Below are 19,300 nucleotides of genomic sequence, written 5' to 3' on the forward strand. Positions count from 1 at the left end.
TTTTAAATCAACCAGAAGTTATCTTCAGAACTAAATATTATGGCAAAGTCATAGGCTACTCTAGCACTGAGGTTGACGATGTTAGGTAATTCAATGGTTGTGGCTTCGGAGATTGGTTGCTGTTCCGAACCACAAAACCGTCCAAATATCCTATCACAATCAGAAAGAAAGGTTAGGTAAAGGGCGAATTGGCCGCCTCCCATATTGGAGCCATTCATAGCTGTTTGATCAATACAATCTGATGTTTTACCGGTTTGTGCCCAGGATCGGAACATACACAAAGCATAGGTACTGATAATAGAAATTGCAGTAGGCTTCATCATAAGGGGTTTTATCATAAAGAGGGGCATTAAAGATTACCCTTAAAGCTATAACTACTGTATAATCCATTAAATACTTAATAACACCTATTATATAAGTAGTATTACTTATTTAACACGTTTTATACAAATGAGAAACCGCTTTATCATATTGATAAAGCGGTTGTCAAAGCTATCGGATACTTGCCCCTTTACTATACTTCCAATAGCCCTTTTTCAATACCACTTAATCTTACCTAACTTAAACAAAGGGATTACTCGGATTTTTTAATCAATCGTTTAATTACTGTAGCGCTGCCACTGGTAATCTTTACAAGGTATACGCCATCATCATAAGCACTCATGTCTATGGGGCTCTTATCATTACGCAACTCCTCGACGATTAACCTACCGCTGACGTCGTAAATCCGTATTTGGCTCATCGTGCCCAGTCCCTTGATCCTAAAGCTCGTGCCTACCGGGTTAGGGTATAAGAAAATCTCATTACCCTCAAGGCTTGTCATACCCAAAGTATCCACGCCCGCCTCTGAACAATCATAGCTATCGTCAGTGATCTGTACACCTGGCGTTGTCGTACAGTCGGCCGTAGCGGTACCTCCACAGGCCGTAAAGAACTGGTCCTGAAAAATACCATCGCTGTAGAAACACATCCCTGCATCTTCACTAACATCCGTATAGCGGATCTTGATATGGAACAACACCTTTGGTGTCGAAGTGATCTGTAGCTCCGGTGCCGTCTCCAGTCCGGTAATACCAACGTTTTGCTGAAAGGACAGTGACACCCTTGAAGTGATGTTGTCGTTCTCTATAAAATCCCTGTAGGCCGGTGAAAAGGCCCCAAAGCTATAACCCAGTATGGACCCATCGGGTTGGCTGTACTCGATACTCCCATTGGCGGATATATTCTCGCCAAAGGCCGCTGTAGCGTAGTCCAGGTATACCTGGCCAGAGCCCACGTAAAAGTCCGTTGTGCCCGATATCACAATATCGGCTTCGTAGTAGTCATCAACGCCATCATTGGTGATCTGTGCATTGGCAAAGGCCAAGGTCACATCGGTCGATAACTGCTCTGTGGGGACACTAGGCCTACCAAACTGCTCTCCCCGTCCGATGTTGGGACTGATCAGTACATTTACATCCGTGTTCTGGATTTGGGTGTTGAGATCCATATCGGCATCCTCATAGCCCGAACCACCAATGAGTTGTACTACCACATAAGCATCCGTGTTCTGAATCTGCGCATTGGCATCATAGTCGCCCGTGTACATCCCGTAACTGCCATTGGCCAACAGCACTACCGAACTGCTGCCCCCTTCGACCATGGAAGGATCTGAGGATAGATCAACTTCGGTCACGGTACCGCTCAAGCTTACTGCCGTACTGCTCATAATCCCCACATGGTTGCGGTGCTTAACCACTACATAATAGGCATCGGCCGGTATATAGAAATTTAGCGGTACGGCTAAACTTATGTCCATAGGGTCCACAATATTACCGTTTCGCGTCAACATGCCAGACTGCCCGGCTATGACCACTGAAGGGTCATCCTTGTCCCGCAGTTCTACCCAGACCCAATCTACGAAGGCACCAGGACCTGAATAACTAAAAAACGCGGGTAGATCATCTGGTGCAGCAGCATCCCCATATGGGGATATCATGACTTCACTTGTGTTAGCGACACGAAAATCATCGCGCATCAAAGTCTCCTCGCCTGCATTTGGATTTACAGCCGCCCCTTGTAAATACACTTTTGGGGCCACAAAAATATCGGTAGGACAGCTTAAACCGCCATCGGTAATCGTCCAATTGAGTCCTGAGGGATCTGTTAAGGTATTTCTTGCCGTTTCTCCTAAGCAATAGTGACTATTTCCCCCATCAAAGACAATGTTTAAAGGAACTTGTGTTTCTCCTGCATCAAGCGTCGCCCACCCTATTAACGTGTTATCATAGTTTTCTGTTGAAATTCCAGCATTTTCAAACATGCTACGCATACCCGAAAAAGGACCGACTTCATTTATATTACTGATATCCCAAGCACCAAGGCTTTGGTCAAAGCTCGTCGCATTATTAAACATATTACTTAAGTCGGTAACCTGACCAGTATCCCAGCTTCCTATATCTTGGTTAAAACTGGTCGCCCCCTCAAAAGTGCCGCTCATCACAGTAACATTACTGGTGATCCATGAAGCAAATGCCGATGTCCCGACCAGTGAGGTGCAACCTGCAAACATTTCACTCAATGCATCTGTATTTGACAAATTAGGCGTATCTGTTGCTGTGACATCTAAATTTGCACAACCTGCAAAAGCTGAATCCATGGTGGTCCATCTATTACTTCCCCACTGTATAAGCTCTAAAATGTTCAATCGGTCTCCACCATTATTAAAGTTAATTGTATTTGTTCTACCAGATACGCTTACGATATATTCTCCAGCATTGATATAGTTATGCGATGGATTATCACCTAAGCCTGACTCAATAGTACCATCCCCCCAATCGATAATGAGATTACTCGCTCCTAAAAACGGTATGGTTATCGTGGTATTTGGTGCTGTGGTTTCCCATTGGGTAATAAAAATGTCATCACAGTCCATACCACCATCCGTAAAGGTCCAATTGTAATTGGTAATTATGTTTTGCTTAGCTGTTTCTCCGAGACAGAATCCTGCATCGGTTCCAAATCCGACACCGCCATACAATGATGGGAGTTGACTCCAACCAATTAGCAAATTATCATAATTTTCTTGTGAAAAGGCACTACCTTGAAACATGTCATAAAAGTTCTCTACGTTAGAGACGTTCCAACCTGAAATATCCTGATTAAAGTTTGCGGCTCCATTAAACATAAATTCCATGTCGGTCACCCGAGCTACATTCCAACCGGAAATATCCTGATTAAAGTTTGTGGCTCCATTAAACATATTAGACATGTTCGTTACCTGGGCTGTATTCCAATTGGAAATATCTCCATCAAAATTGATAGCTCCTTCAAACATGTACTTCATAGATTCTACAGAGCTAACATCCCAATTGGATAGATCTTGATTAAAATCAGATATATAAGCAAACATAGCCACCATGTCAATAACGTTACCTACGTCCCAATTACCAATATCTTGATTAAATACGTAAGCTCCTTCAAACATACTTGACATATTGGTTACATTAGATACGTTCCACTGCGAAATATCTTGATTGAAATCATCAGCGTAAGCAAACATTTCTTTCATACTGGTTACATTAAATACGTCCCACTGCGAAATATCTTGATTGAAATCATCAGCGAAAGAAAACATACTACTCATATTTGTTATCGTACTTACATCCCAGGCTGAAATGTCTCCATTTAAATCAGTTTCAGCAAAAGCATAAGCCGTGGAGGTGGCATTAGACAAATCAGGCGTATCAATGTCTGGATTGGTAATATTGAAGTTATCACATCCATAAAAAGCACGCTCCATAGAGCTCCATTGGATATCACCCCATTGCTCAATGGTCATTAACTTGTCAGAATCTCCATAAAGCAAAGGCAAGTGCGAATTTTGACCGTTATTGTTAAAATAAATTCTAGGGAAAGTCCCTCGTATCGCTATGGTATACGTACCTGCTACGCCATAGTCATGCAGAGCGTCACCTGTAACGCCTGTACTTTCAGCATTAAAGGTAACTCCGTCATAGGTCCAGTCTATTTCATAATTATAGGCTTCTCCCGAGAACGTAGGGATTTCAAATTGGGTGTCCCCTGAGACTCCGCTATTATTTGTTTTTACCGTAATTACAAAAGGATTTCCAGAGAATTCAACCGAGTTTTGCTGCTGTGCATACAGGCTATTAATACCTGAAAAACCCAGTACTAAAATTAATATTATAATTTTTTTCATATATATATATTTTAAAAGTGTTTTACCGCATATGTTTTGATTACACCCCATCTTAATTTTAAATGGTATTATTTAAAGACTGATGTTAAAAAAAATGCGCCCTAAGTATAGGTGCAATAAAGAAGTCATTGTTTTACCGGTTTGTGCCCAGGATCGGAACCTACACAAAGCATAGATACTGATAATAGAAATTGCAGTAGGCTTCATCATAAGGGGTTTTATCATAAAGAGGGGCATTAAAAGATTACCCATAAAGCTATAACTACTGTATAATCCATTAAATACTTAAGAATACCTATTATATAAGTAGTATTACTTATTTAACACGTTTTATACAAATGAGAAACCGCTTTATCAATAGGATAAAGCGGTTGTCAAGGCTATCGGATACTTACCCCTTTAATATATTCCAATAGCCCTTTTTCAATACCACTTAATCTTACTTAACTTAGGCAAAGGGATTACTCTGCTTTTTTAATCAATCGTTTAGTTGCTGTGGCGCTGTCACTGGTAATCTTTACAAGGTATACGCCATCATCATAAGCGTTCATGTCTATGGGCCTATCATCGCTTCGCTGCTCCTCTAATATCAATCGGCCGTTGATATCGTAAATGCGTATTTGGCTTATTGTACTGAGCCCCTTGATTCTAAAATCACTACCAGTTGGATTAGGGTACAATAGAATTTGATCGGTCTCAAAACTTGCGATGCTTAAGGTACCTACGCCCGCCTCTGAACAATCATAGCTGTCGTTGGTGATCTGTGTGCCGGGTGTTGTTGTGCAGTCGGCCGTGGCGGTACCTCCACAGGCCGTAAAGAACTGGTCCTGAAAAATACCATCGCTGTAGAAACACATCCCTGCTTCTTCGCTAACATCCGTATAGCGGATCTTGATATGGAACAACACCTTTGGTGTCGAAGTGATCTGTAGCTCCGGTGCCGTCTCCAGTCCGGTTAGGCCGACGTTTTGCTGAAAGGACAGTGACACCCTTGAAGCGCTATTGTCGTTCTCTATAAAATCCCTATACGCTGGTGAAAAGGCCCCAAAGCTATAGCCCAGTATGGACCCATCGGGTTGGCTGTACTCTATGTTCCCATTGGCGGATATATTCTCGCCAAAGGCCGCTGTAGCATAGTCCAGGTACACCTGGCCAGAGCCCACGTAAAAGTCTGTTGTGCTAGATATCACAATATCGGCTTCGTAGTAGTCATCAACGCCATCATTGGTGATCTGTGCATTGGCAAAGGCCAAGGTCACATCGGTCGATAACTGCTCTGTGGGGGCGTTAGGCCTGTCAAACTGCTCCCCCCGTCCGATGTTGGGATTGATCAGTGCGTTCACGTCCGCATTCTGGATCTGGGTATTAAGGTCCATATCGGCGATCTCATAGCCCGAGCCTGAAGTCCCTATAAACTGTATTACAGCAATAGCATCCGTGTTCTGGATCTGGGTGTTACCATCATAGTCGCCCGAGTACATCCCATACCTGCCATTGGCCAACAGCACTACCGAATTGCTGCCCCCTTGGACCATGGAAAGATCTGAGGACAGATCAACTTCGGTGAGGATACCGCTCAAGCTTACTGCTGTACTGCTCATAATCCCTGCATGGTTACGGTGATTAATGACAACAAAGTAACTGCCTTCGGGTTGTTGGAATGTCACGGATGAAAAACCATCCGTGGCTACTACGTCACCATCACGTTGTAATAGCGCCGATTGGCCATCGATGACGACATCATTATCGCTTTCATCACGGAGTTCTACCCAAACCCAATCTACGATAGCTTCGCTGCCCGCCACTGCGAACACTGAGGCCTCTGCTATGGCCGCATCCCCATAAGGTGACGTAGTTTGTAGAAGTCCGTGGACTCTAAGATCGTCGCGCATTAAGCTTTCCTCTCCAGTATTTGGATTAATAGCCGTGCCTTGTAAATACACTATTGGGGACACTACCGCACTTAACAAGCAACTTCCATCATAACCATTGTCGCTTATTGCCCAACCATGGGTATCCATTAAATTCTGGCGTTCAATTTCACTGTTGCAATACTTATTCTTTCCTCCACCGAAATTGATATTTTGTGGAATGTCATCAATACCATCACCATCAAGGCCACTACTATCGGTATTCCAACCGATCAAAGTCGCATCATAATTGGCCAATGACATTTGAATCCCTCCTGGCCCAGAACCAAACATACCTCTTAATCCAGAATTATTTCCTGTATCTACAATACTTGTCAAATCCCAGTCCCCCAAATTTTGATCGAAATCATCTGCGTTCCTTAACATACTGGACATATTGATGACCTTGCTTACATTCCAACCCGAGATGTCTTGATTAAACGCTTCTGCTCCATAAAACATAGCTTCCATATTCGTTACGTTTGACACATCCCAACCTGAAATATTTTGGTTAAATACATAGGCGCCATCAAATAAGGCTTCCATGTCTTCAACATTACCGACAATCCAGGTCGACACATCGCCATTGAACACTTCGGCGGCATCAAACATTTCATACATAGAGGTTACATTCGAGGTGTCCCAATTGTTGAGGTCTTGATCAAAGGCCAAGGCCGAAGCAAATACTCCTTCCATATTTGTCACACTAGTTGTCACCCAACCGTTTAGTGGCTGGTTAAATGATTCCGCTTCATAGAACATGTAGGATAAGCTGGTCGCACTTGTCATGGCCCAGCCATTTAAGGGCTGATCGAATACGATACAGGTAGAGAACATTTCATCAAAAATCTCAACATTACTCACATCCCAATTTTCTATATTGGCATTAAAGGACAAACAGTCACTGAACATATCTTTCAAACTTGTCACGTTTGAAAGATCCGGCGTATCGATGGTTGGATTGGTAATATTTAAATTGGCGCAATCATCAAAGGCCCCTTCCATAGATGTCCATTGGATACTTCCCCATTGTTCAATGGTTAAGATCTTATCGTGATCGCCTCCATCATCAAAATAAATTCTTGGGAAGGTCCCACTAATGGCAACGGTATACGTTCCTGGCGTTCCATAATCGTGTGTGATATCCCCGGTAACGTTCGCATCTTCGACATTGAAGGTAACACCGTCATAGGACCAATCGACATAATAGTTATAGGTTTCTCCCAGAAATGTAGGAATCGTAATTGACGTGTCGCTAGAATCGCCAGGGTTATCGGTTTGCCATGTCATGACAAAGTAATCGCCAGTATCACAATCTAAACCACCATCGGTAATGCTCCACCCATGGGTATCTATTAATTCTTGTCGCTGTGTTTGAGACAAACAATAGTGACTGTTTCCTCCATTAAAGGTGATACCGGATGGAACTTGTGTTTCTCCCGCATCAAGCGTTGCCCAACCTATCAATGTACTATCATAATTCTCCGTAGATAGCGTAGCATTATAAAACATTTCATTTGCCCCGGTTAAACTAGAAATATCCCAACTCCCTAAATCCTGGTCAAAATCCGTTGCGCCATAGAACATCCATCCCATGTCGATTACATTGCCAACATTCCAACCGCTCAGAGGTTGATTAAAACTAGTAGCGCCATAGAACATCCACATCATGTCGATTACATTGCCAACATTCCAATTGTTTAATGGTTGATTGAAACTAGTAGCGCCATAGAACATCCAATTCATGTAGAGTACATTGCCAACATCCCAACCGCTCAGATCTTGATTAAAACTAGTAGCGCCATCGAACATCCATCCCATGTCGATTACATTGCCAACATTCCAATTGTTTAATGGTTGATTGAAACTAGTAGCGCCATAGAACATCTCCCCCATATTGACGACATTACTAACATTCCAATTGCTTAAAGGTTGATTAAAAGCAGTCCCTGCAAACATTCCTTGCATAGTTTCTACATTGGTGACGTCCCAAGCATTGAAGCTCGAATTGCCCACTAAGCCTACACAAGATGCCAGCATGTTATTGACGTTCGTCACCTGAGACAGATCCGGAAGATCGGTAGCGGTAATATCCATTTGCCCGCAACCCATAAATGCGTTCTGCATGCTGGTCCAGGCCGTACTTCCCCATTGCGTAACTTCTCGAATCTTTAAACGATCGCCACCATTGTTGAAATAGATTCTTGGGAAATCGCCAACAATCGACACGGTATACATGCCCTCTGCAGTATAGTTGTGCGTGGTATCTCCTGTGACACCTGTTTCTATGGTTCCATCGCCCCAATCTATGATATAATCGTATCCGGTGCTGCCTGTTGTCGGAATAGTAATGCTTAGATCACCGCTCGTGACTTCCCAAGTCGTTATAAATGCAATTTCATTGCAACCAAAGCCTCCATCGGTAATCGTCCATCCGTACGTATCCATAAGTTCCTGCCTTTGAAGTTCTGATAAACAGTATTGGCTGTTACCACCATGAAAATTGACATTTGACGGAATCTGTGTCTCTCCTGCATCGAGCGTCGCCCATCCAATTAACGTGTTATCATAGTTTCCTGTTGATAGTCCAGCATTAGCAAACATGCCATCTGCCTCCGCTAAACTGGAAATATCCCAACTCCCTAAATCCTGGTCAAAATCCGTTGCGCCATAGAACATCCTTCCCATGTCGATTACATTGCCAACATTCCAATCGCTCAGATCTTGATTAAAACTAGTAGCGCCATAGAACATCCACATCATGTCGATTACATTGCCAACATCCCAATCGCTCAGATCTTGATTGAAACTAGTAGCATCATAGAACATATCCCCCATATAGAAGACATTACTAACATTCCAATTGCTTAAAGGTTGATTAAAACTAGTAGCGCCACTGAACATCCATCCCATGTCGATTACATTGCCAACATCCCAACCGCTCAGATCTTGATTGAAACTAGTAGCATCATAGAACATATCCCCCATATAGACGACATTACTAACATTCCAATTGCTTAAAGGTTGATTAAAAGTAGTCCATGCAAACATTCCTTGCATGGTTTCTACATTGGAGACGTCCCAAGCATTGAAGCTCGAATTGCCCACTAAGCTTACACAAGATGACAGCATGCCTCTGACATTCGTCACCTGAGACAGATCCGGAAGATCGGTAGCGGTAATATCCAAATGCTCGCAACCCCTAAATGCCGACTCCATACTGGTCCAGGCCGTACTTCCCCATTGCGTAACTTCTCGAATCTTTAAACGATTGCCTCCATTGTTGTTGAAATAGATTCTTGGGAAATCACCAACAATAGACACGGTATAGGTCCCTGCCGTAGCATATTGGTGTATCGCATCACCCGTAAAACCAGTATCAATTGTGCCATCTCCCCAACTTATATTGTAGCTGTATCCTGAACCCGTTGTTGGGATGGTGATACTTTCGTTATCCGAAGTGGTTTCCCAAACGGTTACAAAACTATTGGAATCGAAACAAATCGAAGATTTCCCTCCATCCGAGATGGTCCATCCATAGCTATCTATTAATTCTTGTCGCTGTGTTTCAGAAAAACAATACTGACTGCTTCCTCCATTAAAGACAATGCTTGAAGGTATTTGCGTTTCGCCAGCATCTAAGGTCTCCCAACCATTTAAGGTGTTGTCATAGTTTTCTGTTGAGAAACCTGCATTGAGAAACATGCCATCTGCCATGGCTAAACTGGAAATATCCCAACTCCCTAAATCCTGGTCAAAACCAATGGCCCCATCGAACATCCATCTCATGTCGATTACATTGCCAACATCCCAACTACTGAGATCCTGATTGAAATTTAAGGCAGAATCAAACATCGATCTCATGTCGCTTACATTGCCAACATCCCAACCGCTCAGATCTTGATTAAAACTAGTAGCGCCAGTGAACATCTCTCGCATGGAAGTGACATTCCCCACATTCCAATTGTTTAAAGGTTGATTGAAATTAACAGCTCCAAAGAACATATAACTCATCGTCGTGACCGAAGCCACATTCCAACTGTTAATATCTTGATTGAAGAGGCCTGCCCTAGAAAACATATACGCCATATTCTCAACCGCCGTTACATTCCAGTTACTAATGTCTTGATTAAAGTTTGTGGCTTCAAAAAACATGCCTTCCATAGTTTCTACATTGGAGACGTCCCAGGCATTGAAGCTCGAATTGCCCACTAAGCTTTCGCAAGATGCCAGCATATTATAGACATTCGTCACCTGAGACAGATCCGGAAGATCGGTAGCGGTAATATCCAAATGCTCGCAACCTGTAAATGCCAACTCCATACTGGTCCAGGCCGTACTTCCCCATTGCGTAACTTCTTGAATCTTTAAACGATCGCCACCATAGCTGAAATAAATTCTTGGGAAGGTTCCACTAATGGCAACGGTATATGTTCCTGGCGTTCCATAATCGTGTGTGATACTTCCTGTAACGTTGGCATCTTCGACATTGAAGGTAACACCGTCATAGGACCAATCGACATGATAGTTATAGGTTTCTCCCAGAAATGTAGGAATCGTAATTGACGTGTCGCTAGAATCGCCAGGGTTATCGGTTTGCCATGTCATGACAAAGTAATCGGTAGTATCGCAATCTAAACCGCCATCGGTAATGCTCCACCCATAGGTATCTATTAATTCTTGTCGCTGTGTTTGAGACAAACAATAGTGACTGTTTCCTCCATTAAAGGTGATACCGGATGGAATTTGTGTTTCTCCCGCATCAAGCGTCGCCCAACCAATTAAGGTGTTGTCATAGTTTTCTGTTGATAAAACTGCATCGCTAAACATGCCATCTGCCTCGGCTAAACTGGAAATATCCCAGCTCCCTAAATCCTGGTCAAAACTGAAGGCCCCATCGAACATCCAATTCATGTAGATTACATTGCCAACACCCCAATCGCTCAGATCTTGATTAAAACTGGTCGCCCCTTCAAAAGCACTGCTCATCACAGTAACATTGTTGGTGATCCATGAACCAATATCCTGATTAAAATTCTCAGCAAACTTGAACATAAAATCCATAGATTCAACAGCTGAAACGTTCCAATTGCTTATATCTTGATCGAAAATACTTGCACTAAGAAACACAGCTCGCATATTGGTAATGGTGCTTACATCCCAGTTATTAAAAGCGGATGTCCCAACCAAGGTATTGCAGTTTGCAAACATATTTGACAAACTTGTGGCATTTGATAAATCTGGTACATCTGTCGCTGTAACATCTAAGTTTGAGCATCCGGTAAATGCCAATCCCATACTCGTCCATGGGTTAGCTCCCCATTGTACCACCTCAATAAGCTTGAGCCTGTCGGAGGTATCATCAAATGTTCCTGGTGTGGCCGTAGTAATTCTTGGAAAAGTTCCTGCAATAGCCACTGTATAAGTCCCCGGTGTTGTATAGGTGTGGGTAATATCTCCTGTTACTCCAGAGTCTAATGTGCCGTCGCCCCAGAATATAGTATAATCGTAAGTCTCGCCTGAAACCGTCGTGATTTTGATTTGATTATCTCCTGAACTTCCTATATTATCGGTTTTCCACTTCGTAATAAAGAAGGAATCGCAATTCAATCCGCCATCTGTAATGTTCCAATTGAATCCAGATGGATCTGTTAATGTATTCCTTGCACTCTCACCAAAACAGTAGTCTGCATCAGTACCGAAAGAAACATCATCCTGAAGGGTCAACTGGCTCCAGTTTATGAGTAGTTCATCATAGTTTTCTGTTGAAAAAGCAGTTCCGACAAGCATTCCATTAGCCTCACTAACATTGGATACGTCCCATCTTCCAATAGGTTGGTTGAATAGTGTCGCACCATTGAACATCCACTCCATGTCGGTCACCTGCCCTACGTTCCAGCCTGAAATATCCTGATTGAAGTTTACAGCATTTTGGAACATGGCATACATGGTCGTTACCTGTACTGGGTTCCAACTCGATATATTACCATTGAAGTTGGTTGCTCCCAGGAACATATAGTTCATTTCCTGCACCTGACTGACATTCCAGCTATTTAAATCCTGGTTAAAAGCTTCTGCATAGCTAAACATCGAACGCATTTCAGTCACCTGAGATACGTTCCAATTTCCTATAGCACCGTTGAAATCCAAGGCGGCTACGAACATGAAATTCATGAATTGTACCTGGCTTGTATTCCAACTGTTTAAATCCTGATTAAAAGACTCTGCTGCATTGAACATGCTAGCCATGTTGGTGACATTGCCTACATTCCAATTGTTTAAAGGTTGGTTAAAATTGAATGCAGAAGCGAACATTGACTGCATATGCTGCACGTTACTTACATCCCAACTGTTAATGCTTGCATTGCCCGTAAGTGATTGGCAATTGTCAAACATTCTGTTTAAGGTGGTCACATTAGACAAGTTAGGAGTATCTGTAGCTATCAGCTCCATATTTTCGCACTCCACAAAGGCTTCTTCAAAAGAAGACCAAGTATTTGTTCCCCATTGGTCTATACTAATGAGTTTTTCGGCATCTCCAAAAAATGAACCGTTAGACATAAAGCGTGGAAATGTACCCGTAATTCCTATGGTATAGGTTCCGGCCGTGCTGTATGTGTGTGTAATGTTGCCAGTGACGTTTAAGTTTGAAGTACCATCTCCCCATGCTATATTATAATTGTAGGTTTCATTGTTGTCAGTAAATATGGTAATCTGATTGTCGGCACTACTTCCGGAATTATCTGTTTTCCATGTTGTTACAAACGCATTAGAAGTAAGCGTTATAGTTGCAGTGCAGGTTGCGGTATTTCCACCAAAGTCCACAACTGTAATGGTTACTTCGCTGTCACCTAAATCCCCATAGGTATAATTCAATTCTGTTACTCCATTGATTAGGAATGACTCTATGCCTGCATTATCTGTAGAACCACCATCTAACTGGTCACCCGTTATTGTTACACCATCAAAATCAATTACAATTGAAATGTCTTGACATACCGCCACAGGATCTATAGTATCTGGTAATAATGTAACATCATTCCCGTCACCTCCCACATAGCTTATGATTCCTCCGTAGTCTCCAAATGAAATTGGAGCCCCTTCAGGAAGACCATTGAATGTACCGGACACTGGATCCGGTCCATTATTGTATATAATTATAATCTCTTCGGTTAATTGCGGCGATGATTGACTTGTTGGGACTAAATTAGCATCGTTTAAAGTAATGGTTCCGTTTACAGTCAATGTATCGAAATCAGATACTGAACCAGCTCCGTCACCTATGATTAGAGGTGCAAAAGTTGCTCCTGTATTCATTACCAGGTCATCAAAAGTATAATTTAAACCAAAGGACGCTCCTCCGGGAGTGATCGTTGCATCGCCTGAAAGGGTCGAAACTCCTCCTCGTATCCATGGAAACCCGTTCAATAGGGTATTGGAACCTGAGACATTGGCAGCATCTAAAATATTGATTGTTACATCCCCAGCATAAACATAGCCAGTACCATTTAAAGTGCCAAAGGTGAAGTCTATACCTGGACCATCCATTGGGAAAAATGCAAGGTCGCTGTTTAAATTCGTAATGGTTCCTGCAGCACCGTTATAGGTTATTCTACCACTGAAATCATTGGTAAGACCATTAAAATTAATGGTTCCTGCATTGTGATTGAAAACTGCAGTTCCTGTCCCAATATTGATATCCATATTGGCATTAAAGTTACTCACGCCTATTCCATTTTTTGTAATGATTGTAAAATCGGGGGTTAGATCGAACCGTGGTGCTGTTAATGTAAACTCATCGACTATGATCTCTTCTAAAAATATTTCTATTGCACTGGTAAAGGAGAGGTAGGTAAATGCACTTTCCGTGGCCACTAATGGATTCTCTACAGCGAGTGTTCCAACCCTATTGGCTTGGTCTAACGTAGCGGTACCTGAACCATCCCCTCTCAGTATTAAAAAACCTTTGTTAATGATACCGCTTTGTTGAAAGATGCCATCGTTACTCTCTATAATAAAATTGGTGTTGGTATCAGTTATATTAACATTACCATCCAATGTTACAGTACCTGGAGAGGCTATTAGAAAGTTTTGAAGCGCGTCTGTAGCTGTTATAGTAACACCATTAAACGTTATATTGGCTCCAGCCGTAATGGTTATTCTATTCGCTTCAATAGTTACAGGGCCATTAAATGCGTGGTTCCCTTCCCCGTCGTTTATTGCAATTTCTCCAGAAGCCATAAGTGTTGTATTGCCTGTCACCGTTATGGTGCTCCCAATATCCGTGATTTCAGTAAACCCTTCAATAGTTAGGCTTCCCGTATCAATAGCATTGAGTGCAATCGTTGCGCTATCATCACCTTCAATATCAAGTACTGAAGTTCCTGTAGAAGTATCAACAGTAACTGTGTTGGTTCCACCCACAGTATTTATCTTAATCCCAGATGGAAATGACAAGATATCTACTGTTACTGTGGTATCGTCTATCAAAACCAGACCTCCGGAAACCGTTACTGGAGCAATCAGATTGCTGATGGTCAAGGTGGTGCCATTGTCGGATAGTGTTATGGCGTCATCTGATGTACCGCCTTTAATATCATTAATTTCCAGAATACCTGCATTGAGTTTTACTTCGGTTTCCGGTATTATCGCCGTAATCGTAAAACTGCATATGGTCTCATTTCCGCAAACATCTGTGATTGAAAATGTATTGGTAGTAACACCTTCAGGGAAGGATGCCCCAGAAGCAAGTCCTTCGGTTTGCGTAATCGTAGCATCGCCACATAAATCTGTAGCTTCAGGAAGATCATAGGTTATAATGGCTTCTGTTTCACCTTCAGCTATCTCAAATACAATGTCTTCTAGACATGAGCTAAGCTCTGGTGCACGTGTATCGGTAACTGTAATCGTTTGTACGCAAGTACTTGCATTTCCGTCGGCATCAGTGGCCGTCCAGGTACGTTCAGTAGTTCCTGTAACACCACAGTTTCCTAAGATTACTACATCACTGTAAGTTATTGTCGGTGTTCCCTGAGTATCGGTTGCAGTAGCTGTACCTGTGACAACAGGATCGGTAGGATCTGCATTAGGGCTCGAGGCTATAATATTAATTTGCCAAGATACCAGGTTTCCTTGATTTTCACCTGAGTGATCACGAAGGCTTAAGGTCCAATCGCCATTAAAGGAGTTTCCGTTGGCATTTATTTCATTTATGAGTTGTGAAAACGCATCAACGCCTCCCATAGCTGTATATTCACATAAGTTATCATCCTCACATGCTGATTCTAAATTATCAATTGTATTTCCTATATCGCTAGCAGGTGTTGAACCAGAATCGGTAAATGTAATTGGGAAATTGGGGTTTAACTCAGAATCATCGCTAAGTGATTGTGCAAATAAAAGCACAGTTTCCCCCCCTGGCGCAGTAATCTCCATGGTCAAATCGCCTATCGAAGTATGGCGAATGGCTGTTTGTACGCTAATATCAACAATGGTAAAACCAGGGTTCACGCCCGTTACGTTAGCTATACTGGCAATGCCTGTATTGTCGTTATCCGGAATTGCAATTGGGGTATCTGCACTTACACCTAAGGCAGCAAGGGCTGTTCCACACTCAAGGGTGATATCTGAAGGACAGCTAATTATTGGTGCTAAAGTACTTTCTCTTGTTAGTGTGAGGTCATTTCCATCACCACCAACATAACTAATGATAAATTCTTCTGTAGTTCCAGGTAGTGTGACCCGAGCGCCCTCTGCTAAACCATCGAAGGTTCCTACAATCGGGTCTACCCCATCATTATTGATCAATGTAATGCCCCCAATACTAGCGTTGTTGATACTAAAACTTCCAGTAGGCTCAAAATCTACATTAGTTAAGTTTACGGTTCCAACGACATCTAATGCATCAAAGCTCGCATCAGTGTCTATGAATGGTCTAAAGTATGAGCTTTCAGGAGACGATGTAAACAATTCTAAATTTCCGTTAATCGTTAATGTCCCAGTAACCCCATCGGTACCGGGGTTTAGCGATGCGGCATTACGAATGTCAACGTCACCGATAATGGTTCCGGCACCTTCTAAAGAAGTTCCCGCAGCACTAAAGTTACCCTTGTTAAGGAAGTTGACCGTAGACCCTGTAGCCACTATAAATGGATCGAAGATAAAGTGCAACGTTCCAAAGGTTTGTATATGATCTGGTGTATCGATAAGGACCTGTGCATTCGAGATCCGGGTCGTGGCCCCTGAAACGGCCGTATACCTAAATGCTCCTGTAAATGCATACGAGCTTGCAGCGTCTAAAATTAGCGTGCCACCATTATGGTTAATTTGTGCTGGGTTGTTGCTATCCACCGCGGTTTGGTTGATGGCACCAGATAATTCACTATTGGAATCAATCGTAAGATTAGTGGTCTCGGTAAGGGTAAATGTAGTAGCTGTAGCAAAAATAGCGCCTGTATCGATGGCTCCTAATTCAACGGCATCTGCATCTTTAAAAGCAAACCCTCCTACTAAGTGATTCGTCGTATTGGAGGTCAATTTATTCACATTATTAGGAGCGATATCTAAGAGATGCGCACTGCCGCCTAAGGTATTGCCTTCCAGGGTAAGTTCGTTGGTGGTAATAACCGCATTAGCCGTCTGTTGCACAAACTCCCCCCGTATGACGAGGTTAGAATTACCAGCAGTTGTCACAGTATCTGTAAAGCTTATTTCTCCTGCCGAATGTAAATAGTTTGTATCAGCAATATCAGTTCCTGTGGAGGTCATAGTCCCGAGCTCTAAAGATTGAGAAGATGTAAGGAAAAAGTCAAGTGCGCTTATAGTTACTAATCCGCCAAAAGTATGAGGTGCCGTAACGCCCAGGCCTATGTTGACATTTTCAGTTGTTTGGATATTTGTGGTACCTGTTATAGTTATTGGATATCCTGGAAATTGATCGTTTAAAGAATTTATTCCTGTGACGTCAAGACTCTGAGCCGTTAACGCTTCATAAATTGTAAGGTCTAGTTCTATACTCTCAGAAACTTTAAAAGCTCCCGTAATTGTAAGGGTTCCATTTTGTATAAACGTCTTTATATTTTTAATGTCAAAATCTCCGTTAATATTTATATCAGAATCTATATTGATACTATTATTTCCGTTTCCGCCAATAAATTCAATACCATTTGTAATATTAGACATTGGAACCGTAACCGTAGTTGCATCTGTTTTTACCACACCACTTCCAGAGACAGTTGGTACAACTAAATTAATGATGCTTAGTGTTGTACCATCGCTAGATACAGATATTTTAATTTGATCATCGGAATCATTTTCAATATCTGTAATCGTTAATTTACCATTGCTCAGTTCTACTAAAGTTTCAAAAGGGCTTTCATTGCTTTCATTTACTATAACATCAAAAGAACAGGTTCCTACATTACCATAAGCATCTACTGTTTCGAATGTATTGATCGTTTCTCCCACTGGAAATACACTTCCAGATGGCAGACCTTCAGTCTGCGTTATTGTTGGGCTAGATAACTCCAGAACATAACGATAAGAGTTCGTATTGAAACTATTACGCCACCTTCCTAAAGCCTCTGAAACAGAACGGATAGTAACATAATCCGCATTAATAGCAGTAGCTGTGTTATTTGGTTCTGATGACATCCAGTTCTCATAACCCGAATCTGCCCCATGCCAGGCAAATGTCCCTTCTTGTGCCATGTCAGAATAACCTATCATGAAAGGCTCGGTATGCCCATAAAAATCAGCAGCAGCTCTTAGCGCATCGTTATGGTCCTGATCCCAGACGGTGGCGACAAGACCTCCTAAATTTTCTGCATGGGCAAAGACTTCAGAAGCCAAGATGGGTTCTTCCGAAAGAAAGTAACTGACGCCATCCCTAGCCATAAGAAAGGTAAATCCATCTGGTGTTTCTACAGTACAATCATCAACAATTGGCATATCGTAATTGACAATGGTGGTATTTGGGAAATTAGGGTCAACATCTATTGTAATGTCATCCGGACAGGTGAGTTCTGGATCTTGCCCATCAGTAATAAAAATAGTTGTAGTACAGCCTGCCTCCTGGCCTGAAGTATCTTGAACGCGTAAGCTTACTCTTTGTGGCCCTACATCATCACAATCAAAGAAAGAGGGATTTACAGACTGTATGTTTAGGGACTCTCCTGCAGAAGGACCACTACCAGCACTTACTTGACCGAACGTTATGTTCACTGTTCCATCGGCACCTATTGCGAAGGATCTGTTTTCTCGGCATGTTACATATGGACTTTGACCTTCCCAATTCACATTAAAACGCATATCGTAGGTACCGATATCTCCTGCATTAGTTGAAGCTTGCACCCATGTTGTGGTTCCCGTATTCACCCAGAAAATTTCCCCGTTTGGATATGGATCTCCCCCTGAAAAATCAAAAGCTATAAGATCGCCAGGATCTACCCATATCATAAAAGCATAAGTTACTCCTGCCGTAACAGCAAGTGCACTTGGAAGGTCAATAGTGGTCTGGTTTGATGGACGAGGATGTTGATCACTGGTCGGTGCAAATGTATAGGTAAATGCAGTTAGAACATCAGAAGTAGTTGGATCAGCACCTTGAGTAATAAGAATCTCAGCTTCTTGAGAGCTAAAATTTTTATTCCATACCGTAATCTGGTCTATAACACCATTACAGTCTGGTACAAAAGTCTGACAATAGACATACTGCTGACCAGCTTCACTGCTAGCATCTGACGCCATCTGATTAATATTATCTGGTGTTTCGCAAGTTTGCGCAAATGTTTGAAAAGCGCATAACAAAACTAGAACAGAAATTACACGTAAAAAGAGGAAAGATTTTTTCATCATAAGTAGGTTAAGAATAGTTTGGGATTTGGCTTGGCTTTATTCTGTTTTATTATTTATAAAAACAGTACCATATTCCGTTCCAGTTGTTATGGTCGGATTATCATCAAGGACAAAATACTGCTAAGTATCATTATTAGAAGTATTGAAAGGTATGTCCTGTGTTTGTGAAGTAATGAGCGTTCGCGTACTGCTGCTTAATGGATTTCTCCTTAGTTCTGCAGTAACTCATACACTTCGAATAGTACCACCTAATACCCCATCTGTAAAGAAAGCACCCTATAGGGTACGGCTACAAGTTGGCGTAAAGGTTTGGTCTACATTATATGGCCTATGA

The 19,300-nt window shown here is 42.2% G+C and carries 3 protein-coding genes; all 3 read right to left on the minus strand.

Features of this window, described 5'->3' with window-relative positions; translation table 11 throughout:
* Window positions 1-2: 2 nt before the first annotated feature.
* The 3 genes from ACO052_RS19330 to ACO052_RS19340 all read right to left on the minus strand — a co-directional run bounded on the left by ACO052_RS19330 (window position 3) and on the right by ACO052_RS19340 (window position 18,966).
* The gene (locus ACO052_RS19330; RefSeq protein ID WP_422105443.1) at window positions 3-323 is read right to left on the minus strand and encodes a hypothetical protein; all 321 of its coding nucleotides are present in this window, start codon (window positions 321-323) and stop codon (window positions 3-5) included.
* 251 nt (window positions 324-574) lie between these two features.
* On the minus strand, window positions 575-4,201 hold the full coding sequence (locus ACO052_RS19335; RefSeq protein WP_422105444.1) for a BspA family leucine-rich repeat surface protein: 3,627 nt from the start codon (window positions 4,199-4,201) through the stop codon (window positions 575-577).
* 461 nt (window positions 4,202-4,662) lie between these two features.
* Window positions 4,663-18,966 (minus strand): BspA family leucine-rich repeat surface protein, encoded by a 14,304-nt coding sequence (locus tag ACO052_RS19340; protein WP_422105445.1) that lies wholly within the window; start codon window positions 18,964-18,966, stop codon window positions 4,663-4,665.
* Window positions 18,967-19,300 lie beyond the last annotated feature (334 nt).

It is taken from the genome of Winogradskyella sp., from assembly GCF_965228925.1.
Lineage (GTDB): Bacteria > Bacteroidota > Bacteroidia > Flavobacteriales > Flavobacteriaceae > Winogradskyella.